The following is a 24,321-nucleotide window of genomic DNA, read 5'->3' on the forward strand; positions in this document are numbered from 1 at the left end:
TCAGTATCCGATCCAGAGGAGGAGGCCGCGCTGCGGCTCGATGGTTATGGATTCGCCGGGGGCGTACTCCGCGGCGGGTTGGTATCCGAGGATTGGCGGCGCTTCGATGCGGCGGCCGGTGGTAGCGGCGCCGGAGGCTCCGGCGGTGAGGGCGTCGTCGTCGAATATCAACGTCACGTCCTCAGTTTGCCCGGCCCATGATGCGAGCGCCACAACCATTCCGCGCTCCGTGAGCCAAGTGGTGGCCAGGACATCCGGATGGCTTGTGCGGACGGGTGATTGCGGGTCCCAGAAGCCCCGCATCTGCGCGCCTTCCAGGCCGGTGGCTGCCCAGAACTCCCAGAGCGGACGGTTATCCACGGCCGGGGCCCGGCCGGTCATGCCGAACACCATGCCACGCCAGGGGTTGCCGCCGCCTTCCAGCATTTCGCCCATGAGGCCGAAGGGGATGCCGGACAGTTCGACCAACCAGTAGTCGGGGTCGGTGTTGTCGTAGTCGAAGTACTCCCCCAGCCATAGCCTGTCCACATAGGGCAGCTGCTCCATGTACAGGTTGGCCGAGGACGCATAGCCGTCATGGGCCGTGAACTGATTGGCCGAGTGGAGATCGATCTCTGGTCCGGCTACACCACGTGCCACGCAGGCCCTCTCAAGGACCTTTCGCACGCGCACCATGGCATGCCGGTCGTAGGCGATGTCGTCCAGGTAGATACCGTCGATCCCGTCATCTCCCTGGGCGAGTTCCTGCAGGCTGCGCACGTAGAAGTTCTCCCACCGCGACTCCCCTGTGGTCACCACGGCGATGTCCTCGACGTTGGGGGCGAACCAGGCGGAAACGTAGCCGCTCCCTGCGTGTTCCTGAAGCCAGATGTGCCCGGCCCCGGGGCCGTCGCCGAAGATCTCATGGTTTAGTTGCAGCAACGGCAGCAGCTCCGGGCTGTGGAAGGTGAGCTCCCGGACAGTGTTGTAGATCTTGGCCTTGAGCCCGTTCTGGTGGCAAGCAGCCACGTACTTCCGCAGCCGTTCGACGCTGAGCAGGGGGTCGTTGATGTACGGTGCCGGTGCTGTTGCGTGGTGGATGTTGACCACCGTAGCTCCGGCAGCTTTGATGTCGGAAGGTTCTGCTGGCTCGTGGAAGTAGCGTTTGCCGAGGTGCTTTCCGGGCTCGATGGGTTTGAACGGCGTCAGCAGGAGCCGGAAGTCAAAGTCCAGTGGCTGGCCCGCTTCCATGGTTCGGGCACCACTGGCTGCTCGGACCGTTACGTCGTCTCCGGAAGTCCGAAGGCTCACCCCGCCCCTGACCGAGTTGCCCTGCCGGTTAGCCCACGACGCCGGCTCCACCAACGGTTTTTCGCGGTAGAAATTGGTGTTGAGCGGACGCTCGTAGCTGCCGTCCCGCAAAGCCAGTTGGAGTCCGGCGTTCACCCCACCCAACCACAACGAATCCTGGTTCCTCGTTGCGACGTCCCACGTCCAATCGAGGGTTTCAGGCCGCCGTCCGCCCGGCACGCCCAAACCCATTGCGAACGGAACCGCAGCCCGATGGAGCCCCAACTGCAGGCCGACGTCGTCCGCTGCGAACGTCGACCCGGGTGTGAGGCGCAGGCCGTACGTCACTGTTCCGTCGGCGTCGAGAACGCCCTTCAACTCGAGCGACATGGCAGTACTTTGACCTGCCCGGCCGGTCCACCGGGAACGCCACGAGATTCGGGCCGGGCCCTCCCTTGTGAACGTCAGCGGCGAATGCGCCCACTCCACGCCGTCTACGTCCAACTGGATGGGCGCACTGAGAAGTTCGACGGCGGGACCTTCAGTTGACGTCACAGCGGCCGTGAACGTGGAGGTTACCTGGGCAGGAAGCCCCGATTCCGTCAGCTGCAGCGTCCTGCCCAGGATTCCGAGGGTCCTGGCGGATTCGTCGAGCGTTACGGCGGTGAACGGCGCCACGAGCTCCGAGTCCTGTGCCACGGCCGAATCCAGCCAAGCGAGGCGTCGGAGGTAGCGGGGGTCGCCGAAACCGCCCGCACTGACCACCGGGTCCGCCTCTTCCTCGGCAAGGACATCAAGCGCGACCTCGACGGTCCGCGCTGGGTGTCCCGTCGCGCTGACGGTTATCGACGCGTAGTGCGTGGTCCCGGCAGCGTGCCGCGGGATGGGGAGGACAACGAACAAGGCACGTACCGTCCCGGCTGGAACGTCCAGGCTCCTCCGCCACGGCCGACCCAGTCGGTCCACACCGTCAGTGTTGATGCAGTGTCCGCCCGATGCTGACGCGACCTCGACTGAGACCCCTTCCAGGTCCCGCTGCGCATACAACCCGAGCTGGACCACGTAGTCCTCGCCTGGTTGTGCTGCGGCCCGGAAAGTGTCCGATGGGCCGTTGATCACCCAGTGCGCGGGCAGGTCCGCCCGCATGGAAACAGGGTTCAGGCGGTCCTCGGGGAACACCAGGAAGGCCTCTCCGGGGTGCCGGGCGTGGAGTGATTCCAGTTCGATGGCGCTGGCCGTGAAGTTCATCGGCGCGAACGAGTCCCGCTCACTGGCCGCCTCGTAGCGCAGAACCTCAGCGTGCGGCAGACGGCGTTCCGGCGCCCACGCAGAACCCCCGACGGCGGCCGCCCACGCCGGGTCCGCGGTCGGCCGACGCGGGAGGTACTGCGCCTGCGGATAATGGGGTTTCCCGAGCATTGCGTAGGGCAGGTAGTAGACGAAGTAGATGCCGGCACCGTCGATGGCTTCGAACACCAGGGTTCCCGACTCCCTCGTAGCCTGCTCCACCGTGAGGTTCCTGACCCTGCCTCCGGAGCGCGCCGAGACAACAACGACCTCCACCGTTGCCGGCTCGGGGTCCTGCCGGCGCCACGGCAGAACCACGCGGTGTGCCCTGCCTGCTGCTTCGGCTCCTTCGGTGTGGGTGTGCGTTGCACCGACCTCGATGACGAAGCGATGGTTTCCGTACAGCAGCTTGTCCCACTCCCCGATGCCGCACTCCACCTCCGGATGTCCGGGGCTGCTGCTGGTAGATGGAAGGGGGTAGGCGGGGGCCGATGAAATCGGCGAGGGCAGCGGCATCGCTGGGGACTCCTGAAGGTAGCTTCCGGGGCTGTTCACCGAGTTGGTGAATCCTTCAATCATTGGCGGTGCGGCACCCTCTGTAAAGGGTCATTACGATGCGTACTCACTGGAATTCGCGCACCGCAGGGCTGGACGCTGGGGGCTTACTTAGGCTTCGTCCCCGTTCAGTGCGTTGACCATCGCTTTAGCGGCTCGAACGGTTTCGCGATCGGTGACGGTGTAGGCCGTGGGATCCTCGCCGTCCTGGGCGCCGAGGGAAATCGTTCCCTCACCGAGAGTGGAGACCGTCCTCTTGGCTGACAAGTGCACAGCCGAAAGGCCGGCCTTGTGCATAGCGGGGATATCCTGAAGCGCCAATCCCCCACCGGCCATGATCTGCAGGTCAGCTCCGGCCCGTTCTGCCATGGCGGCCAAAGTAGGCAGGCCCGCTCCTGCCGTGGCTTCGTGCCCGGAGGTGAGGACCCGCGTGAATCCCAGTTCGAGGAGCTGCTCCAAGGCGGCCAGCGGGTCCTTGGACTGATCGATGGCACGGTGGAACGTCAATTGGGCGTCCTGGTTGGCGTCCCGGGCAGACTCTGCAAGGCGACGCAGGGTGTGCACATCCAGCCCGCCGGCCCCCGTGAGCGCCCCCACAACAACCCCGTGCGCACCTTGGGCCAGCAAGTGCCGGATCTCATGCACCATGGTGTCCACGTCCGAGGCGGAATACCGGAAATCGCCGGGCCTGCAACGAATCAGCGGGTGGATTTCCAAACGGCCGTCGACGTGTTCCAGGCTGGCTTCCATGAGGCCCTGGCTGGGCGTGATGCCACCAAGTTCCAGGCTGCTGCACAGTTCGATGCGGTCCGCGCCTTCCGAGGCGGCGATCCCTGCTCCGGCAGCACTTACTACGGCTATTTCAAGTTTCATGCTGAAACTCTACGTGCCCGTGGGTTCGCCTACGCGAACGGCCCCCGGGAACGTATCCCGGGGGCCGCACGCGTGCTCGACGTCAGGGAGCCTGGTAGCGTCCCAGCTGCTCCTTTTGTTCAGGAGTGAGCCGGAGGACGCGGCCGCTGGCCTCAGCGACGAAGGCCAGGTGCGTGCTGGCTTTGACGCACTCCTCCCCGGTGACCGGGTCCTTGATGACGTAATGCAGATCGAAGCTGGCCCCTTTGATGGCGCCCACCCAAATCTCCACGACGGCCGGAACATTGCGGTATTCCAACGTCCGGACGTAGCGGACCTTGTGTTCAACAACCAGGGTCATGGTGCCCTCGTCAACATCGTTGAAAAGAGCTGCCGGTGGCTCAACCCCGGGGAGTCCCGCACCACGGGGTGGCCCGAAGGCTGCGATACGGGCTTCCTCGAGCATGCGCACGATCTGGACGTTGTTGATGTGGCCGTAGGCGTCCATGTCGCCCCAACGCATGGGCACGAGGACCTCAATGCGCTGGGGCGTGGCGGATGCTCCGGTAGCCGGCGATTCCGTGCTCAGCTGTGCACCGCCGTCGAATCGTCCACCGCGGTCTCTTGCTCACCTGCGAACTGCGACATGTACAACCGGTAGTACGCGCCCTGCAGGGTGAGCAGGTGTGCGTGGTTGCCTTGCTCCACGATCTTGCCGTTCTCCATGACCAGGATGGTATCGGCGTCGCGGATAGTGGAGAGCCGGTGGGCAATAACGAAGCTGGTCCGGTCAGTGCGCAGTGCCGCCATGGCTTTCTGCAGCAACAGCTCGGTCCGGGTATCCACAGAGCTTGTCGCCTCGTCCAGGATCAACAGGGACGGGTCGGACACGAACGCGCGCGCGATGGTGATGAGCTGCTTTTCACCGGCGCTGACGTTGCTGCCTTCTTCGTCGATGATGGTTTGGTAACCGTCCGGCAGGGCACGTACGAATCGGTCCACGTAGGTAGCCTTGGCCGCCTCCATGATCTGCTCTTCCGTGGCGTCCAACTTGCCGTACTTGATGTTGTCGTAAATGGTTCCACCGAACAGCCAGGCATCCTGCAGCACCATGCCCACCTTGGAGCGAAGCTCGGCACGGCTGAGGTCCTTGATGTCCACGCCGTCCAGTGTGATGCGGCCGGCGTTGAGCTCGTAGAAACGCATGACCAGGTTGACCAGTGTGGTTTTACCCGCCCCGGTTGGTCCGACGATGGCTACCGTGTGCCCGGGCTCAGCGCTGAAGGAGAGGTCCTCGATCAACGGCTTGTCCTCCACGTAGCTGAAGGAAACGTGCTCGAATTCAACGTGGCCGTCGGTCTTGGCCGGCAGGTGGCGCGTGCCGGTCTCTTCGATCTCTTCATCGGCATCGAGGAACTCGAAAACCCGCTCAGCAGAGGCAACGCCGGACTGCAGCATGTTGGCCATGCCGGCGATCTGCCCCAGGGGCTGGGTGAATTCACGCGAGTACTGGATGAAGGCCGTGGCGTCACCCAGGCTCATTGAGCCCGACGCGACCCGCAGGCCGCCCACGACGGCAATGCCAACGTAGGACAGGTAGGACACGAAGTTCATCGCCGGGAAGATCACGCCCGAGACGAACTGGGCACCGAACGATGCTTTGTAGAGTTCGTTGTTCTTCTCATCGAAGCGCTCCAGCATGTCGGCGTCGCGGCCGAAGACCTTCACAAGATCGTGGCCGGAGAACGCTTCCTCGATCTGGCCATTCAAAGCGCCGGTGTTCTTCCACTGTGCCGCGAACAGTTTCTGGCTGCGGGCACCGATGACGCCTGCCAGGATGCCGGAGAGCGGCAGGGCGATCAACGCGATCAGCGCCAATTCCCAGGAGACGATGAACATCATGACCGTAATGCCCAGCACCGTCAGCACGGAGCTGACCAACTGGGAGAATGCCTGCTGCAGGCCTTGCTGGACGTTGTCGACGTCGTTGGTCACGCGGGACAGGATGTCGCCGCGCTGGCGGGTGTCGAAGTAGTTCAGCGGGAGCCTGTTGAGCTTCGCCTGGACGTCGTTGCGGAGCTTCTTGATGACCCGCATGACGATTCTGTTGAGCAGCCACCCTTGTGCCCAAAGGAAGATGTTGGCCACAAAGTACATCAGCAGCACGATCGAAATCAGGAACGTCAGCTTGGGGAAGTTGATCCCGTTGGTGAGTTCCATCTTGGAGACCATGTCCGCAAAGTTGCCTTGGCCCTGCTGGCGCATAAGCTCGACGAACTGTTCCTGGGAGACGCCCTGCGGGATTTGCTTCCCCACGACGCCGCCGAAGATGACGTCCATGGCACTACCGAGGACCTTGGGGGCAATGACGTTCAGGACCACCGAGACGACCACCAGGCCGATCACGATGTACACGCCGACGCTTTCGGGTTTCAGCAGGCCCATGAGCCGCTTCGCCGACGGCCAGAACGCTTTGGCCTTCTTGGCCGGAACATCGCCGAACATGCCGCCATCAGCCTCTGTGGGGACGTATTCCTCCTCTACGAAGTCTTCGTCCTCAAGCACGTCGGTTGCGACCTGGGCCTCGGCTGTCGCCTTGGCATTCCTGGCGGCTTCTGCCTTGGCAGCCCAGCCGCGCTTCTTCTGCTGGTTCTGGCCGCTCATGCCACTTCCTCCACGCTCAGCTGTGATTCAACAATTTCCTGGTACGTGGGCGACGTTTCCAGCAGTTCGTCGTGCGTGCCACGGTCCACGATCCGGCCGTTGTCCAGGACCAGGATTTCGTCGGCATCGGCGATGGTGGAGACACGCTGGGCCACGATGATGACCGTGGCGTCCTTCGTCTTGGCCTTCAGGGCCTTCCGGAGTCTGGCATCGGTGGCAACGTCCAAGGCCGAGAAGGAATCGTCGAACAGGTAGACGTTGGGTTTGGTGACCAGGGCCCTGGCAATGGACAGACGCTGGCGCTGCCCGCCGGAGACGTTGGTTCCGCCCTGGGCGATGCGTCGGTTCAAGCCGGACGACTTCTCCTCCACAAAGCCCTTGGCCTGCGCCGTTTCCAGCGCATCCCACAGTTCCTCGTCAGTTGCATCCGGCTTCCCGAAACGAAGGTTGTGCTCGATCGTGCCGGAGAACAGATACGGTTTCTGCGGAACAGCCGAGACGCGGCTGGTGATCTCCGAGGCGTCCATCTTGGTGACGGGTACGCCGTCGAGCAGTACATCACCAGAAGCGACGTCGTAGAGTCGCGGCAGCAGCGAAACCAAGGTGGTCTTGCCGGCACCCGTTGAACCGATGATGGCCAGGGTCTTGCCCGGCTCTGCCGTGAAGGAGATGTTGCTCAGTACGGGTGCCTCGGCACCGGGGTACTTGAACGTGACGTCGCGGAATTCGACACGTCCCTTCTTCTCAGCGGGCACCACCGGCGAGGTTGGGTTATGGATGGAAGGCTCGACGTCGAGCACCTCGCCAATACGGTCGGCGCAGACGGAGGCACGCGGAATCATCATGGCCATGAACGTACCCATCATGACGGCCATAAGGATCTGGAGCAGGTACTGCAGGAACGCCGTGAGCGCGCCAACCTGCATGTCGCCGGAGTCCACGCGCTGGCCGCCGAACCACAGCACAGCCGCGGTGGAGAGGTGCAGGATCATCCCGATGGCCGGGAACATCAGGACGAACAGGTTACCGATCTTCACGGACACCGCGGTCAGCTCGTCATTGGCATCACCGAAGCGTTTGGCTTCGTGGGGCTCACGCACGAACGCACGAACCACGCGGATGCCGATGATCTGTTCGCGGAGGACGCCGTTGATGGCGTCGATCTTGGTCTGCATGGAGCGGAACAAGGGCATCAAGCGGACCACGAGGTAACCCACCACTGCGACGAGGACCGGGACCGAGACCCAGACAAGCCAGGAGAGGCTGAGGTCCTCGCGGAGTGCCATGATGATGCCACCGACACACATGATGGGTGTCGAAACCATGAAGTTCAGGCCCATCAGCACCAGCATCTGGACCTGCTGGACGTCGTTGGTGCCGCGGGTGATCAACGTGGGGGCACCGAACCGGTTGACATCCTGCGCCGAGAAACCGCTGACCTGGCGGTAAACGCTGCGCCGAAGATCGCGGCCGATGGCCATGGCCACCCGGGCCCCGAAGTAGACGGCGATGATGGCGGAGAGCACTTGTCCCAGGGCCACCGCGAGCATGAGGGCACCGGTCTGCCAGATGAAGTCGGTGTCCCCGCGGGAGACACCCTCATCGATGATCTTGGCGTTGAGGCTGGGGAGGTAGAGCGTGGCAATGGTAGAGGCCAGCTGAAAGAACAGCACGGCCGCTATCTGCGGCAAATACGGCTTGGAATAGCGCCGTATAAGGGTGACAAGCATGCCCACGGGTCCTTAGAAAGAGTGCGTGAATGAGACAGGAAGAAGTTTGGCAGCAGGGGCTGACAGTATTAGCCTCCCCACTGTACGAAATACTTTGCTGTGGCGAAACGACCCAGGGAAAAGATCATCCCAGCGGAGTATCTCCCGTGTCCCGGGTGCTCCCGCCGGTGCATCTGGCCCAGCGACAGGCAGGTTGGAACGCAGCAAAGCGCCAGCTGGTCACCCAGCCGGCGCTTGCTGTCCCGCCCTTGTTCGTCACGGCCCACGTACTACGCCGGGTGTTTCACACTAGGACGGGATCCGTGGTCGGATTAGCCGGCGTGCTTACCGTGGTCGGCACGGGCTTCGGCGCCCTGAAGAAGCAGAAGTGCCATACGCTCCTGTTGCCTGCGTTCGCGCTTGAGCTCCTTGCGGATGGCTGCCAACTCTTCGGCAGTGGCGGCCTGCTGCTCTGCGATGGCCTGCTGCTCCCGCAGGCGTGCCTGCAGTTCAACATTGGCTCGGCTGAGCTGCAGTTGCTGTTCGGCCAGGACGTACTGCGTCCGGGACAGCTGCTCCTGGACTTCCTTGACGTCACCCGTGGCGTGGGGACGTTCCTGGGTGAGGATCCGGGCAAATTCCAGGTCCAGGTCGGATCCGGAATCCTGCTTGGGAACCCGGCGGTCCGTTCCCCCTGCCGGGCGTTCGGCACCCAGGCCGTTGTCGCCGTCGTCGGCCTTTACGGCGTCCAGGGACGACGTGTCCAGGGACATTCCGGCATCGCCGGAGGCCGTGGCAATCAGTTCCTTTTCGGGAGCGGCATCAACCGTGCGGCGCAGTGGACGTTCCTTGATGAACAGAACGGCCAGGAGGGCAACCACGCTGATGATGGCGGAAATAAGGAAGATCTGTGCAGTTGCGTCACCGTATGCAGCCCGCATGATCTCGGCGATGGGCGCAGGCATGTCGGCCAGGTCCATGCTGGCCCCGGAGCCGCCACCCTGGACCGGAATGCCCGCAGCGGCCATTCCTTCCACGGCCAGGTCCTTCACGTGGTTGGACATGATGGCACCGAGGACGGAGACACCGATCGCGCCGCCCACCGACCGGAAGAATGCCACCGAGGCACTTGCCGTTCCGATGTCCTTGGCCTGGACGGTGTTCTGTACGGCCAGCACCAGGTTCTGCATCAGCATGCCCAGGCCGAGGCCGAACACACCGGTGTAGATGGCAACGATCCAGAGTTCCGTGGTGTGGTCCATGGTGCCGGCGAAGGCCAGGCCACCGATGAGCAGCACCGAACCTGCGATCAGGAACCTCTTCCACTTACCAAAGCGGCTGATCAGCACACCCGATGCCACGGAACCAATGAGGTTGCCGGCAATCATGGGCAGCGTCAGCAGGCCGGCCTCGGTAGGCGTAGCGCCACGGGCCACCTGGAAGTACTGGCCCAGGAAGGTGGAGGAACCGAACATGGCGATACCGACGGCGATCGAAGCAACGATGGCCAGTGCAGTGGTGCGCTCGGAGATGATCTTCAAGGGGATGATCGGCTGGGCAACCTTGGTTTCCACGAACACCAGGAGGGCAAGCAACGCGACGCCGCCTCCGACCATGAGCGCGGACTGCCAGGAGAACCAGTCATAGTAGTCAGGGTTGCCTGCGAACGAAACCCAGATCAGCAGCAGGCTGACGCCCGAGGTCAGGAGGATGGAACCAAGCCAGTCGATCTTGGCGGGGCGCTTGATGTGCTCAATCTTGAGGGTTATCTGGAGAAGGATCAGCGCCACAACAGCCAACGGAACACAAACGAAGAACGTCCAGCGCCAGCCGAGCGGGCTGTCAACAATGAAGCCACCCAGCAGCGGGCCGCCGGCGGTGCCGACCGCCATGACGGCGCCCATGTAACCGGAGTATTTTCCGCGGTCGCGCGGCGGGATCATGGAGCCGATGATCGCCTGCGCCAGGGCGGTCAGGCCACCCATGGCGATGCCCTGGATAACGCGTGCGGTCAGCAGCAGCGGGATGGTCTCGGACAGGCCGGCCATGACCGAGCCCGCCACGAAGATGATGATGCTCAGCTGGACCAGGAGCTTCTTGTCGAAGAGGTCAGCAAGTTTGCCCCAGATGGGCGTGGTGGCGGCGTTCGCCAGGAGCGCGGCCGTAATGACCCATGCGAAGTCCGTTTGGGTGCCCTTGAGCTCGGACATGATGGTGGGCAGTGCGTTGGCGACGATGGTGCTGGAGAGGATCGCCGTGAAGAATGCCGCGAGGAGGCCGGTCAAGGCTTCCATGATCTGCCGGTGCGTCATGGGCGCGGCAGCAGTTGCTGGTGCGCCCACCGCCGTCGGGGTTTGTGTTGGTTTAGCCATTCCGGGCTCCTAAGCTGTCTGGTTTGTTGTGATGGAGCCGGCCGCCGTTGCCCGGATTGAGTCCTTGAGGGACTCTGTGAGTTTGTTGAGCACCTGGGAGGCCTCGAGGGCGTCAGCCTCGCTCCAATCCGCCAGGTAATCCCGCAGTCTCACGCTGCGTTGTTCTTCGAATTCGTGCAGTTTCGCCGCACCTTTTTCAGTGAGGGCGAGCAATTGCGCCCTGCCGTCTGCCGGATCGGGCCGCCGGACTACGAAGCCGAGCTCTTCGAGCTCCGCAATGTGCCGGCTCAGGACCGGGGCGCTGACACCCAGGCGCGAAGCGAGCTGCGTCGCGCGGGCGTCCCCCTCGCCGATGAACCGCATGACACCTTGGAGCGCCATTCCGACGTCGGGAACGCGGGCCATGTGGGCAGTCACCACGCAACGCAGAGTTCGTTGGAGATCGAAGATTTGATGAACAAGATCGGTTGCGGTGGCAGAACCGACGGACATGGAGACACACCCCTTTTTTGTTTGCCTAAAGCAACTATAACTCATATTGATTGCTTTGGGAAACTAATGATGGGGTTCATGGGTGCTAGAGCGCCAAGACCCGGGCCGCGGCGATGACCTCCTCCACCCGCCGGGGACGCTCGACGCCTGGAGGCACGGCCGCAACAAGCCAGCTCTCCGGAAGCTCATCCTCGATCGGCACCAGGGCAACCTTGGCATCGGCGTAAACGGAAGCGACACCGGGCCAGGCGTGGGTTACGGAGATGGCCAGGCCGCTCGCCACTATCCCACGTATCGTCTGGGCAACAACGCTCTTCCAACGCACCCTCGGCTCAATACCGGCCGAATGGAACATGGCCGTCACGCGGTCGGCGCTGGGAGGGACGTTGAAGAGGACCACATCCTCGGCCGCCACATCAGCAAACCGCAGCGCTTTCCTGGCGGCCAGGGGGTGGCTGGCCGCCAACATGAACTGCGGTCGGGATTCAACCACCCTCACCACATCGACGCCGGGCACAACCTGGAGTGAATAGACGAACGCGAGATCAAGCTCGCCCTCCCCCACTGCCCGCTGGAGTTCCTCGGCGGTACCTTCCACGAAATCCAACTCCACTTCCGGCCACTTCTCCGCAAAATGGCCAATGAGTGCCGGCATCAGCCGGGGCGAGATGGCGATCATGCACCCGATGGCCACGCGGCCACGCATCTCTTCATGGGACCCCAGTAAAGCGCCTTGAAGATCGGTGGCTTCCCGCAGGATCCGCCGCGCCCTCACGCCAAGCTCGACGCCTGCCGGGGTTGGCTCCACCCGCTTGGCGCGGGTCCGGATCAAGAGGTCCAGGCCGAGGCTCTTCTCCAGCTGGGCTATCGCCATGGAGGCAGCCGCCTGCGAGATGTTGCTTTCGCTGGCCGCTTTGGTCAGGGAACCGTGATCAAGCACCGCCACAAAGTATTCGAGCTGGCGCAGCGTCACTTCACCCATCAGTTCTCCTTATGAACTTCTTAGAATTGATTGATTATACAAGCCACGTGAGCCCCACCACACTTGAAGAAAGCCACGAACCGCAAGGAGAAATAATGACGCCGACGTCATCCCTGAAACCACACGTGATCACGCTGGGCACGGCCGGCGGCCCCCGCTGGTGGGCTGCGGCGGACTCCGGCGAGCGCACCGGAATTGCCACGGCCGTGGTGGTGGGAGATGCCTTCTATCTGGTCGATTTCGGCCAAGGCGCGGGGCGCCGCCTCAGCCAGTCCGGGCTCGAGCTCAAGGAACTACGGGCCATCTTCATCACTCATCTGCACTCGGACCATGTGTACGATCTCGTCGGCTTGGGCATTTTTGGGCTGTATGCCCTCGCCGATCGCACCGACAACCCCGTCAGAATCATTGGACCAGGCAACCGCGGTGAGCTTCCCCCGGTGTCGCCACGCGCCGTCGTCGAACCTCTCCCGCTGGCGCCGGAGAATCCGACGCCAGGTACCAGGCAGATGTTTGAACAATTGATGGCCGCCCACGCTACGGACCTCAATGACCGCATCCTGGACAGCCTCAAGCCCAGCCCGCTCGACATCTTCCGAGCCGAAGACATCCAGGTACCGGCCGGGTCCGGGTGGCACCCCAACGACAATCCGACGCCGGATATGGAACCGTTCGAGGTCTACCGCGATGAGCTCGTCACTGTGACCGCCATCCTGGTGGAACATCCACCGGTAGCTCCGGCGTTCGCCTTCCGATTTGAAACCGCAGAAGGCTCCGTGACCATTTCCGGTGATACTGCCTACACACAAAACATGATCACGCTGGCCCGGGACACGGACCTGTTGCTGCATGAAGCCATCGACTTCGCCTGGGTGGAATCGCTGTACGCGGACAAGACCGACGACGGCAGCCGGGCCGCCCGGGACCACCACTACAAATCCCACACCAGCGTCCGCGAGGCAGCGAAACTGGCCGAAGCCGCCGGAGCCAGGCACCTCGCCCTGCATCACCTGGTCCCCGGCTCGGCCTCCACCTCCGTTTGGCGCGAAGCCGAAGAACACTTCGGGGGAACCTTCACCGTCCCCAACGATCTCGACGTCATCCCGTTCGCCCGTCAGCGCTGACACGCGAACCCTAAACGTGAGGAATCACATGAGCTCTGCATCATCGCAGGACGTCCTGCCCGGAACATTAGCGGGCTCGCCGGAAAACTCCATGAAGTCCAAGGACATGCGCCGCATCCTTGCCTCCAGCTTCATCGGCAGTGCCATCGAGTATTACGACTTCATGCTCTACGCCACCGCGGCCAGCTTGGTATTCAACAAAGTCTTCTTCGCGAACCTGGGCCCGGGATTCGCGCTCTTCGCATCCTTTGCCACGCTCGCGGTCGGCTATGTTGCCCGTCCTCTGGGCGGCCTCATTTTCGGCCACTTCGGCGACAGGGTGGGCCGGAAGAAGATGCTGGTCCTGTCCATGCTCATCATGGGCTTCGGAACCACCATGATCGGATTGTTGCCCACCACGGCCCAGATCGGCATTGCTGCACCCATTGCACTGGTTGTACTCCGCCTGGTTCAGGGCATCGCCGTGGGCGGCGAGTGGGGTGGCGCTGCACTGATGGCTATAGAACACGCACCAAAGAAGCACCGTGGATTCGCGGCAGCTTTCGCCAATGCCGGCGGTCCAGCCGGGGCCATCCTGGGCACGCTGGCATTGTCATTGTTCGCTGCACTCTCCGGCAACGACTTCCTGGCCTGGGGCTGGCGCATTCCTTTCCTGCTCAGTGCCGCGCTGATCGCCGTGGGCATGGTCATCCGCCTCAAGGTTTCCGAAACCCCCGCCTTCCAAAAACTTGAGGCAGAAGGTGCCAAACGGCGGGTTCCCCTGCTCGACGTCCTCAAGAACAACCGCCGGGCCGTGGTGCTCGGTTTGCTCGCAACCACGGCGTTCTATGTGTGCCAGTCGATGACCACCGTCTGGGGCGTATCGGTTGCCGTTGAGAATGGTGCCGATAAGAACGGTGTCCTGAACATCAAGGCCTTCGCGGCACTGCTCACGCTGATCATCTGCTTCTACTCGGCTCGCCTCAGCGACAGGATCGGACGACGCCGGGTCCTAATCGGCGCGTCGCTGCTGGGCGCTGTCCTGGCCTACCCCATCCTGGTGCTCATCAACAACGGCGAACTGTGGGCTTTTGCCCTCGCCATCGTGCTGGGCAATGGCCTGGTGCAAGGTTTCCTCTACGGGCCCATCGCCGCGTACGTTGCAGAACAGTTCCCCACCCGCAACCGCTACACTGGCGCCTCGCTGGCATACCAAGGTGCTTCGATGATTGGTGCCGGTTTTACGCCCATGATCGTCGCCGGGCTGAGCCTGGCGGCCGGCGGTGGACTATGGCTCATCGCGGTGTTCTGGATCGCAGCGATGCTTGCGGCGGTTGTTGCGGTGAAACTCACTCCGGAAGGCACCGAGCGCGACCTCGACTAAGTGTTATGACGAAGGCAGCCCCCGCACGGATGACCGTGCGGGGGCTGACTGTTTGGCGTTTTTAATCGTCCAGGTGGGTGGGGCCGAACATCTTCAGCAGCGTTTCAACCACGACGACGTTGGGTCCGTCCGCTTCGAAGGACGCCCTAAGCGCGTCCCCCACTTCCTCGGGGGCTACCCGATGGGCCGGGACGCCGAAGGACTCGGCCAGCTTCACGAAGTCCGGACGGGCAAGTTCGGTGGCCGTGGCCTGCCCAAAGGCACCCACCATGTATTCGCGGAGGATGCCGTAGCCGCCGTCGTCCACGATCAACCAGGTGACCGGTACGTTGTGCTGCTTCGCGGTGGCGAGCTCGGAGATGGAGTACATGGAAGAACCGTCACCTGAGACAGCGAGCACGCGGCTGGGTTTGCCGGTGGTTTCCAGGCCCACTGCCCCGCCGATGGCGGCAGGGAACCCGTAACCGAGGCCGCCTGCGCCCTGGGCTGAGTGGAACTGGCCCTGCCGGGCGTCCCAGCAGCTCCAGCCCCAGTACGCGGAGATGGTCATGTCCCAAAACGTCTGCATGTCCGCCGGAACAGCCTCGCGGATGTCCGACATGAACTTCAGTTCCTTGGCCAGGTCCTGGGATTCCAGCCGTGCCTTGACCTTGGCCAAGGACTCCTTGACCACGTCCTCTGGGCTGCTTCCGTGCCAGTCCCTCTTGTTCGCTGTTCCGGCGCCTGCCTCTGAGAGCGCTTCGTCCAGGGCCGCGAGTGCCTGTCCGGCGTCGGCGCGGATGCCCAGGCCGGGACGGTTGGACTCGAGGACGCGTGGTTCGGCGTCGATCTGGATGATCCGGCCTCGCGGTTCGAAGGTGAAGTAGTTGGACGTCACTTCGCCCAGGGATGAGCCGATCACGATCAGCACATCAGCGTCTTCGAGGACGTCGGTCATGTACCGGTCCTCAATCCAGGACTGCAAGGACAGTTCGTGGTTCCACGGGAATGCACCATTGCCGCCGGGTGTGCAGATCACGGGCGCACGGAGCTGCTCGGCGATGGAGAGCAGAGACTTCTCGGCCCGGCCACGGCGGGTACCGCCGCCGGCGATAATCGCCGGACGTTCCGCCGTCGAAAGCCATTTCACGGCCTCCCGCACGAGCTCAACGCGGGGCGGATTGTCGAAGGCCTCGGCCAATGCGTCTTCCACCGGCGGGACCATGATCGGGTCCAGCAGGACGTTCTGCGGGATCTCGATCCACACAGGACCCTGCGGCGAGGAAATCGCCTCGGTCCACGCGTCCTGGATGGCCGACGGAATGCCTGAAGCGTGCTGGATCAGGCGCTGGCTCTTGGTGACATTGGCCGCGGAGGCCTTCTGGTCATCAAGCTGGTGCAGCATGCCTTTACGGCGGGCGCCCAGGCCGTCGAGCGGGATCTGGCTGGCGACAACAACCATGGGGACACCCGTAGCGTAGGCCTCCTGCAGGCCGGCGAGGGAAGTCAGCGCGCCGGGACCCGTCGACAGGAACAGCACGCCAACCTCGCCCGTGGCCCGGGAATAGCCGTCAGCGGCGAACGCCGAGTTGTTCTCCACCCGGGAGGATACGAAATGCAGGTTGCCGCGGCCCATGGCGTCAAAGAGGCCCAGGGCGTGCTGGCCCGGGATACCGAAAACGGTCTTCGCACCCAACGCTTCCAGGGTCTCGACGACGAGGTCCCCGCCATTGCGCTGGTTGGTGCCCTTGGTGGGGGCTGCTGTACCCGGATCGAAATCGATCATCGCTGCTCTCCCGAGGCCTTCGCGAGCTCCTCGATGCGGGCACCCAGGGCCTGCTGGGCGTAGCCGTTGGGGGCACCCAGCCGATCGCCCTCGACGGCGTTATCTGCCATCAGGGTCACCAGTTCGTACGCAACGTGGCTGCCGGCCACGCCCGTGATTTCCGCGTGGTCGTAGGCGGGAGCAACCTCGACGATATCCGCGCCAACGAGGTTCATCCCACGGAAACCGCGAATGATTTCAAGGAGTTCACGGCTGCTGATGCCGCCGGCCTCGGGGGTGCCGGTGCCGGGTGCGTGCGCCGGGTCCAGGACGTCGATGTCCACGGAGATGTACAGCGGGCGGTTACCGATTCGGTCCCGGATCTTGGCAACCGTCTCCAGGACGCCCTGGTAGTAGACGTCCGCGGAGGTGACGATTCCGAACCCGAAGCGGTGGTCGTCGTCGAGGTCCTTCTTGCCGTACAGCGGACCGCGGGTTCCAACGTGGCTAATGGCTTCGGTGTCCAGGATGCCTTCTTCCACGGCACGGCGGAACGGGGTGCCGTGGGTGTACTCGGCACCGAAGTAGGTGTCCCAGGTGTCCAGGTGCGCGTCGAAGTGGAGCATGGCGATGGGTTCGCCGGCGCGCTCGGCCGCGGCACGGAGCAAAGGCAGGGCGATGGTGTGGTCGCCACCGAGGGTGACCAGCTTGCTGCCGTTGGCGGTGAGGTCCAGGGCGTTCTGCTGGATGGTCTCGATGGCCTCGTTGATGTTAAAGGGGTTCACAGCCATGTCGCCTGCGTCGGCAACCTGGATGTTTTCAAAGGGGCTGACATCCCAGGCGGGGTTGTACGGGCGCAGCAGGCGGCTGGCCTCACGCACATGGTTGGCGCCGAAGCGCGCGCCCGGGCGGTACGAGACGCCTGAGTCGAACGGAACGCCAACAACTGTGACGTCAGCCTTTGCTACCTGGTCAAGGCGGGGCAGGCGGGCGTAGGTGGCGGCACCGGCATAGCGCGGGATGCGGGACGAATCGATGGGACCAAGGTTGCCGTTGGCCTCAATACGGAGCTCTTCCAAAATGCGCCACTCCTTAGTGGATCGGGGGTGAATCTGTGACTGTGACACCCATCATACACTCGAAGTTGCCTAATAAGCATCATCTGTTTACAACTTTGCCTCAGCTTGAGACGCCCATCACAGCAGGCGTAAAGATTCCATAAAAACCGGGGCTTCGGCGTCGAAGGCGGTCCTACGCTCGACCGGGAGCAGCATCGTGCTGCGCGAAAGGACACCGTGACCACCCTGTCGAGGCCTCCGGCCGATCCGGCCAACCGGCAAAAAGACTCCTTCAAGCTCAAGCCCTGGCTGCTGGAAGGAATGCCGGACACATCAGGCAAACGGCAAGGCCCCCACGGCCAGCCCTCGGAGTCGCACAAGCCGCAGGCGTGGTGGAAGGTCATGTGCCTCACCGGCCTGGACTACTTCTCCACGCTCGGCTACCAGCCCGCCATCGCGGCGTTGGCAGCGGGCCTGCTCTCCCCCCTGGCAACATTGCTCCTGGTGGTGGCAACCCTGGCCGGCGCGTTGCCGGTATACCGCAGGGTGGCCAGGGAAAGCCCCCGAGGCGAAGGCTCCATTGCCATGCTGGAGCGCCTCCTCCCCCGCTGGAGCGGCAAGCTTTTCGTCCTGGCGCTCCTGGGCTTCGCTGCCACCGACTTCATGATCACCATCACCCTGTCGGCCGCAGACGCCACCGCCCACCTCATCGAGAACCCCTTCGCACCAGACTTCCTTGAAGGGCAGCACGTCGTCATCACCCTGGCGCTGATTGCTGGTCTGGGCGTGGTCTTCCTTCGCGGTTTTAAGGAGGCCATCAATGTGGCCGTCGTCCTGGTGGCTGCGTTCCTGGCCTTGAACCTGGTGGTGATTTCGGTTTCCATTGGGCATCTCTTCACCGAAGCACACGTCGTCACCAACTGGTGGACAGCACTGACAACCTCGCACGGCGACCCCATCATGATGGTCGCCCTGGCGCTCCTGGTCTTCCCCCGGCTTGCCCTGGGCCTGTCCGGATTCGAGACCGGCGTGGCCGTCATGCCGCAGATCAAGGGCTACCCGTCCGACACTGAAGCCAACCCGGTGGGACGCATCAAGGGCGCCCATCGGCTCCTAACAACTGCAGCCATCATCATGAGCTCGTTCCTCATCACCTCCAGTTTCACCACGGTGATGCTTATTCCGGCGGCCGAATTCGAATCCGGGGGCAAAGCCGAAGGCCGCGCGCTTGCCTACCTCGCCCACAGGTTCCTGGGTGACGGCTTCGGAACGGTCTACGACGTCAGCACCATCGCGATTCTCTGGTTCGCCGGCGCATCAGCCATGGCAGGTTTGCTCAACCTCGTGCCGCGCTATCTTCCCCGCTACGGGATGGCTCCCGCCTGGGCCCGCGCCCTGCGCCCACTGGTCCTGGTCTTCACGGTCATCGCCTTCATCGTGACCATCATTTTCCAGGCCGACGTCAACGCTCAGGGCGGCGCCTATGCCACCGGCGTACTTGTCCTGATCACCTCCGCTTCCATCGCGGTGACCCTGTCCGCGCGGCGCAAGAAGCAGCGGGCACAGTTCATCGGCTTCGGCATCATCTCCCTGGTTTTCGTCTACACCACGGTGGTCAACTCCATCGAACGCCCGGATGGCCTGAAGATCGCGGCCCTCTTCATCGTCGGCATCATGGTGGTCAGTTTCATCTCCCGCATGCGCCGGGCGTTCGAACTGCGGGCTACGCATATCAAGCTGGACGAGAAAGCGCTGGAGTTCACGGCCAACCATGCCGAGGGGCCGGTCCGGATCATCGCCCACGAACCCAAGCACGTGAGCGCGGACCGTTACCGGGAAAAGCTCCAGCACGCCCAACAGGCAAACCACCTTCCCGTCGACTGCGACGCAGTGTTCATCGAGATCATCGTGGACGACAGCTCCGACTTTGAGCAGGAACTGCAGGTGGTGGGCAAGGAGAGGCACGGCTTCAAGATCCTGGAAGTGCACAGCAACAACGTGCCCAATACCCTGGCCGCCGTCTTGCTGCACATTCGCGATGTCACCGGCCTGATGCCGCACATCTACTTCCGCTGGACCGAGGGCAACCCGATCTCCAACCTCAGCAAGTTCCTGTTCTTCGGCGAGGGCGAAATCGCGCCCGTAACGCGCGAAGTGTTGCGGGAAGCGGAGCCGGACATCACCCGCCGACCCTGGGTCCACGTGGGCTAGCTCCTCAACCGCCGCGCTCCTCCCCAGTTGGCCGCCGCCTCCGCCTCGCTCCTCCCCAGTTGCCGGCGGGAAGGGCACGCATGGATCCCGGGTTTCCGCGCCCGCCCTGGGGCCTTGGGCCTCCTGGGTCAAAGCAAACGGGGAGGAACGCCGCTGCGGATTGGTCCAAACGGGGAGGAACGCCGGCACAACCATCCGGACAGCCGCCAACGTTTCCCACATGCGGCGATTCCCGCATTCCCAATGCCCCTCGAGCCCATTGGACTGGCTGGATGGACGCCATCCAGTACTTGAAGACAATCGGAGGGGTTGCCCGCACCAAGCAACTTCTGGCCGCAGGCTACTCACGCACGGAAATTTCCCGGCTGCCAGAACAGGGAGCCAAGCAACCTCGGCGCGGCGTCTTCATGCTCAAGGGTTGCAAACCGGAATTTGCCACGGCAATCCGGAACAACGCCAAAGTTACGTGCGCCAGCGCAGCCAGCTATTACGGCCTGTGGCTCAGGAACCCGCCCGAACAACACCATTTGGCTTGCGATCACGGCCACGGCTCAGGTTTCGTGCGGCACCGGACCATAAGGTTCGACGCCGATCCATCACTTCCGCTCGCAAGCGTCGAGGATGCGGTGATTCACTCACTGGGGTGCCTCCAACCCAATGCGGCAGCAGCGATGGCAGTTTCAGCTGTCCGGCTCCGCGGAGTCCCTTTGGCCTTGCTGAGGGGCGAACTCAGCGCCCACAAATCCCGCCCATCACTGCTGATACTTCAAGAACTCGACCTACGGGCCGAGTCCATTGTTGAAGTCGATACCCAACACCTCCTGAAAAGCCATGGCATTGCCTACGATGCCCAAGTGCAACTCCCGGGCATCGGGCGCGTGGATTTCCTGATCGAAGGAGTGCTCATTGTCGAGGTCGATGGCTTCGCTTTCCATGCGGACCGGTCAGCTCTGCGTCGGGATCTGTTCCGCAACAACGCGTCCACACTTAAGGGATTCTCCGTCCTCCGCTACCCGCCGGAGGCCATCTGGCACGAACCGGGCCGGGTCATAGCGGAAATCCGGGCAGTGCTGGAACGGCGGCGCAACGCTCCTCCCCGGTTGGTCAGCAAGTAAGTCCAAGCAAACCCCGGAATTACAGGGCTAAGGATCACCGAGAAGCTCCCGGAAGCGAGGCAACCGGGAAGGAGCACAGAGGCTCCGCGCGAAGAGGAAAGAACTACCGGCTCGCAGCGGGCACCAGGACCCAGAGCACTTCGACGGTTTCGTCCGTGGGGTTGATCCAGGTGTGAGGCTCCCGGCCAGGGAAGGAAAGGGTATCGCCTTCTGCGAGGTCGTATTCCTCGTTGGTCAGGATGAGCTTGATCCGGCCCTTGACCACATGCAGGACATCCACGTCGCAATCCACCGCGTACAGTTCGTTCTCTCCGCGGCCGCGGGGTTCGATGGTGGCCTGCAGGATCTGCAGGCGACGCTCGGAGCGCGCGGTCAGCAGGCGTTCCACGATCCCTTGGCCACCCAGGGAGATGCGGGGGCCGTCGTCGCGCTTGGTCAGGTGGGTTTCCGGCGCGGCGAACAAGTCCCCCACGGAAACGGACAGAACCTGGCACAGGGTGACAAGCGACGCGACCGACGGCGATGTCAGGTCCCGTTCCACGCGGCTGAGGAACCCTTTGGTCAGACCGGTAGCGTCTGCCACCTGCTCGATGGTGAGTCGTTGCGCCTGCCGGGCTGCGCGGATTCTGGAACCGATGGCAACTGGAACGTTGCTTGGTTCAACGGGGAGAGCCTTCATTCACGAACCTTTCAGGCCTGTCATGTGGCCCTGTCATTGGAGCAATAGTAGCCGGAGCGCGCAAAAGGAGGACCAGAAACGGCCGAAGCATGACTTAAGCATCTTGACTGTTACTCCCATCACAACATATCCTCTGAGGCAACAAGTGTTGTCTGTGAGGCATACAACACCCTCCCCAATCTCCAATCGTCAGCACGGAGACTTCGACCCTTCGCAGGAGTATCGTCGAAATCCCCAACCTCCGTGCATCAGCTCCAAGGACCGTTCATGGAATCTTCGGCTATAAACATCGCAATCGTGGTGGTGTACCTGCTCGCCATGCTGGCGTTCGGCTGGTGGGGCAAGTCCCGCACCAAGAACAACAGCGACTTCCTGGTGGCCGGCCGCCGCCTTGGCCCCTTCCTCTACACAGGCACCATGGCCGCGGTGGTCCTCGGTGGCGCATCCACCGTCGGCGGCGTCGGCCTGGGCTACAAGTTCGGCATTTCCGGTATGTGGCTCGTGGTGGCCATCGGCGCCGGTGTGCTGCTGCTGAGCCTGCTCTTCGCCGGCACCATCCAGCGCCTGAAGATCTACACCGTCTCCCAGATGCTCAGCCTCCGCTACGGCAGCAAGGCCACGCAGACATCCGGAATCGTGATGCTCGCGTACACCCTGATGCTGTGCGCCACGTCCACTGGCGCCTACGCCACCATCTTCGTGGTGCTCTTCGATTGGGAACGCTGGCTGGCAATCGCCGTTGGCGGGGCAATCGTGCTGGTCTACTCAACCATTGGCGGCATGTGGTCCATCACCCTGGCTGACCAGGTGCAGTTCATCATCAAGACCGTGGGCATCTTCTTCCTGATGCTCCCGTTCGTCATGAACGCTGCCGGCGGCATGGACGGCATCCGTGGGCGCCTCAAGGACAGCTTCTTCCAGATTGACGGCATCGGTACCCAGACGATCATCACGTACTTCGTCGTTTACACGCTGGGCCTCCTGATCGGCCAGGACATCTGGCAGCGCGTCTTCACCGCCAAGACCCCCTCCGTTGCCCGCTGGGGCGGCGCCACGGCCGGTGTCTACTGCATCCTCTACGGCATCGCAGGTGCGTTGATCGGCCTGGCAGCCCGCGTGGCCTTGCCGGATATCGACGTCGCAAACCTCGGCAAGGACGTGGTGTACGCAGAGGTAGCAACCCACATCCTCCCCGTGGGCATCGGTGGCTTGGTCATGGCAGCGGCTGTCGCCGCCATGATGTCCACCGCCTCCGGCGCCCTGATCGCCGCCGCAACGGTTGCGCGCGCCGACGTCGTCCCGTTCGTGGCCAGCTGGTTCGGCAAGACCATCAACACTGACGACACCGAAAACCCCGAGCACGACGTCAAGGCCAACCGTTACTGGGTCCTTGGCCTGGGCATCGTGGCGGTCCTGATCTCCATGGCCGCGCAGGACGTGGTGGTGGCCCTCACCATCGCCTACGACATCCTGGTAGGCGGACTCCTGGTAGCGATCCTCGGCGGCCTGGTGTGGAAGCGCGGTACAGGCATCGCGGCTGCATGGTCCATGGCAGTCGGCTCGGTGCTGACCCTGGCCTTGCTGATCATGTTCGCCGTGGGAGTCATCCCCAGCGAAGACGGCGTCTACGCGAACGAACCCATCTACTACGGCCTGGCGGCCTCATTCCTCGTTTACGTCGTCATCTCGCTCCTGACGCCGCCCACCGACCCCGCAGTCCGGGCCGCCTGGGACAAGCGCGTGGCAGGTGCGATCTCCGAGGAACTGCCGGTCGAAGCACACCCGGTCAGCTCCAATAAGGCCTACTGACCCGAACACGCAGGACACACGATACAAAGCAACGCCCGACGGCGGCGCTCCCCTCACGGGGCAGCGTCGCCGTTTTGCTGTACCCCCAGAAAGTACTCGTTGTGGGGCCTGCTCTGCGGGCTCTAACTCCATCCAACGCTGCAGAGCGGGCCCCACAACGAGAGAGCGCCCCAGAAAGAGAGCGGGCCCCACAACGAGAGCGCCGCGTGCGGTAGTGTTGTGCCAGCTTCAAGAGATGTGGTGCCAAGCTCCGACTGGCCACACACCAACCCCATGTTCACGGGTGGTTCGGATGAGGAAGCGGCCCGCCCCGGACCCAAGACAACCGAGCGGGCAAGAGCACTCCCCCAAGGAGAAGTACCTTGCCGTACCACGCCGACAGCAGCCAAGCCCCCACGTCGCCGGCACCCGGCGCCCAAACTACCGGCGCGAAGAAACCCGACTCGCAAAAAACCGGCACCCCCGCCGAACCCGCAGCCAGCAAGGTTTCGGTGATCCCCGCCGTCGACCTCTTCCTGGGGACCGTCACCATAGTGACCGGGGCCAAGAGCGTGACGCTCCGGCACCCCGATCCGCGGTTAATCGCCCGGGCGCTTGCGCAGGCCGTCCGCCCCACCCAATGGTGCGCTGCGTCAGGGACGCTGACGGTGACCGTTGCCGCCGTCGGGAAGCCCATGGGGCTGCCGAGGCACTTTACCTTCCCGGAGCAAGCTGCCTAATCCTCTTCGTCTTCCTCCCGGAAGTCGTCTGTTTCATCGATCGGGACCACCCGTTCGTCATCCTCCGGTGCGTCCACTTCCTCCACCCAGGGCTCGTCCACTTCCTGGTCCTCCGCGTAGTCGTAGGCCGGGTCGGACTCCACAGTTGCCCGCTCCGGGTAATTGGCGTGTGATTCGGTGGTGTTCATGATGCAACCTCCGTCCCTTGGGCCGCGAACGACCCGATGACCTTGCGCGGGAGACCCCGCCCCTGTCATTCCATCTGAGCACCGGCCCACGGACCGGTCAAGGGGCCGAAATTACGGTGCACCGAACAT

At 63.4% G+C, this 24,321-nt stretch carries 18 protein-coding genes and 1 riboswitch; of the genes, 6 read left to right on the forward strand and 12 right to left on the reverse strand.

What is annotated here, in order from left to right:
• From ABHM97_RS05005 to ABHM97_RS05040, 8 genes are all read right to left on the reverse strand, one after another.
• Positions 1-3,135, reverse strand: coding sequence for a glycoside hydrolase domain-containing protein (locus ABHM97_RS05005; RefSeq protein WP_349469835.1), 3,135 nt, complete (start codon positions 3,133-3,135; stop codon positions 1-3).
• A gap of 87 nt (positions 3,136-3,222) precedes the next feature.
• Complete coding sequence (locus tag ABHM97_RS05010; protein WP_349469836.1) at positions 3,223-3,984, reverse strand: copper homeostasis protein CutC; 762 nt, start codon at positions 3,982-3,984, stop codon at positions 3,223-3,225.
• Between the two features lie 82 nt (positions 3,985-4,066).
• The gene (locus tag ABHM97_RS05015; protein WP_235519731.1) at positions 4,067-4,486 is read right to left on the reverse strand and encodes an acyl-CoA thioesterase; all 420 of its coding nucleotides are present in this window, start codon (positions 4,484-4,486) and stop codon (positions 4,067-4,069) included.
• 62 nt (positions 4,487-4,548) lie between these two features.
• Complete coding sequence (locus ABHM97_RS05020) at positions 4,549-6,627, reverse strand: ABC transporter ATP-binding protein (RefSeq protein WP_305082602.1); 2,079 nt, start codon at positions 6,625-6,627, stop codon at positions 4,549-4,551.
• Positions 6,624-8,357 (reverse strand): ABC transporter ATP-binding protein, encoded by a 1,734-nt coding sequence (locus ABHM97_RS05025; RefSeq protein WP_235519059.1) that lies wholly within the window; start codon positions 8,355-8,357, stop codon positions 6,624-6,626. Before ABHM97_RS05025 ends, ABHM97_RS05020 begins: the two co-directional genes overlap by 4 nt.
• Before the next feature lie 311 nt (positions 8,358-8,668).
• Positions 8,669-10,708, reverse strand: a complete 2,040-nt coding sequence (locus ABHM97_RS05030) for an MFS transporter (protein WP_349469837.1) — start codon at positions 10,706-10,708, stop codon at positions 8,669-8,671.
• A gap of 9 nt (positions 10,709-10,717) precedes the next feature.
• Positions 10,718-11,200 (reverse strand): MarR family winged helix-turn-helix transcriptional regulator, encoded by a 483-nt coding sequence (locus ABHM97_RS05035; RefSeq protein WP_257368861.1) that lies wholly within the window; start codon positions 11,198-11,200, stop codon positions 10,718-10,720.
• A gap of 85 nt (positions 11,201-11,285) precedes the next feature.
• Complete coding sequence (locus ABHM97_RS05040; protein WP_349469838.1) at positions 11,286-12,182, reverse strand: LysR family transcriptional regulator; 897 nt, start codon at positions 12,180-12,182, stop codon at positions 11,286-11,288.
• A 95-nt stretch (positions 12,183-12,277) separates the two neighbouring features.
• Here ABHM97_RS05040 and ABHM97_RS05045 point away from each other — a divergent pair, with 95 nt between their 5' ends.
• Both ABHM97_RS05045 and ABHM97_RS05050 read left to right on the forward strand, forming a co-directional pair.
• Positions 12,278-13,306 carry an MBL fold metallo-hydrolase gene (locus ABHM97_RS05045; protein ID WP_349469839.1) on the forward strand — a complete coding sequence of 343 codons (1,029 nt, stop codon included), beginning with the start codon at positions 12,278-12,280 and terminating at the stop codon, positions 13,304-13,306.
• Between the two features lie 28 nt (positions 13,307-13,334).
• A complete protein-coding gene (locus tag ABHM97_RS05050; protein ID WP_349469840.1) occupies positions 13,335-14,669 on the forward strand; it encodes an MFS transporter in 1,335 nt (444 codons plus the stop codon).
• A gap of 61 nt (positions 14,670-14,730) precedes the next feature.
• Here ABHM97_RS05050 and ABHM97_RS05055 read toward each other — a convergent pair whose 3' ends face one another.
• Positions 14,731-16,434 (reverse strand): thiamine pyrophosphate-binding protein, encoded by a 1,704-nt coding sequence (locus ABHM97_RS05055; protein WP_349469842.1) that lies wholly within the window; start codon positions 16,432-16,434, stop codon positions 14,731-14,733.
• Positions 16,431-17,492 carry an agmatinase gene (speB, locus tag ABHM97_RS05060; RefSeq protein ID WP_257368863.1) on the reverse strand — a complete coding sequence of 354 codons (1,062 nt, stop codon included), beginning with the start codon at positions 17,490-17,492 and terminating at the stop codon, positions 16,431-16,433. The genes ABHM97_RS05055 and speB overlap by 4 nt, the downstream gene beginning before the upstream one ends.
• 216 nt (positions 17,493-17,708) lie before the next feature.
• Here speB and ABHM97_RS05065 point away from each other — a divergent pair, with 216 nt between their 5' ends.
• Positions 17,709-19,682 (forward strand): APC family permease, encoded by a 1,974-nt coding sequence (locus ABHM97_RS05065; RefSeq protein WP_349469843.1) that lies wholly within the window; start codon positions 17,709-17,711, stop codon positions 19,680-19,682.
• A gap of 272 nt (positions 19,683-19,954) precedes the next feature.
• The gene (locus tag ABHM97_RS05070) at positions 19,955-20,797 is read left to right on the forward strand and encodes a DUF559 domain-containing protein (RefSeq protein ID WP_349469844.1); all 843 of its coding nucleotides are present in this window, start codon (positions 19,955-19,957) and stop codon (positions 20,795-20,797) included.
• A 103-nt stretch (positions 20,798-20,900) separates the two neighbouring features.
• On the opposite strand, the gene ABHM97_RS05075 is transcribed toward ABHM97_RS05070, so the two are convergent.
• On the reverse strand, positions 20,901-21,476 hold the full coding sequence (locus ABHM97_RS05075; protein WP_235519052.1) for a helix-turn-helix domain-containing protein: 576 nt from the start codon (positions 21,474-21,476) through the stop codon (positions 20,901-20,903).
• 267 nt (positions 21,477-21,743) lie between these two features.
• Between ABHM97_RS05075 and ABHM97_RS05080 the strand changes: the two genes are divergently transcribed.
• Together ABHM97_RS05080 and ABHM97_RS05085 are read left to right on the forward strand one after the other, a co-directional pair.
• Positions 21,744-23,285, forward strand: a complete 1,542-nt coding sequence (locus ABHM97_RS05080) for a sodium:solute symporter family protein (RefSeq protein WP_349469845.1) — start codon at positions 21,744-21,746, stop codon at positions 23,283-23,285.
• Positions 23,286-23,511: 226 nt separating this feature from the next.
• Positions 23,512-23,631, forward strand: a riboswitch (SAM riboswitch).
• Positions 23,632-23,647: 16 nt separating this feature from the next.
• Complete coding sequence (locus ABHM97_RS05085) at positions 23,648-24,004, forward strand: hypothetical protein (RefSeq protein WP_349469846.1); 357 nt, start codon at positions 23,648-23,650, stop codon at positions 24,002-24,004.
• On the opposite strand, the gene ABHM97_RS05090 is transcribed toward ABHM97_RS05085, so the two are convergent.
• Positions 24,001-24,192, reverse strand: coding sequence for a hypothetical protein (locus ABHM97_RS05090; protein WP_235519049.1), 192 nt, complete (start codon positions 24,190-24,192; stop codon positions 24,001-24,003). The two genes, ABHM97_RS05085 and ABHM97_RS05090, sit on opposite strands and share 4 nt — an antisense overlap.
• Between the last annotated feature and the right edge of the window lie 129 nt (positions 24,193-24,321).

This window comes from Paenarthrobacter sp. CAP02 (assembly GCF_040137855.1).
Taxonomy (GTDB): Bacteria; Actinomycetota; Actinomycetes; order Actinomycetales; family Micrococcaceae; genus Arthrobacter.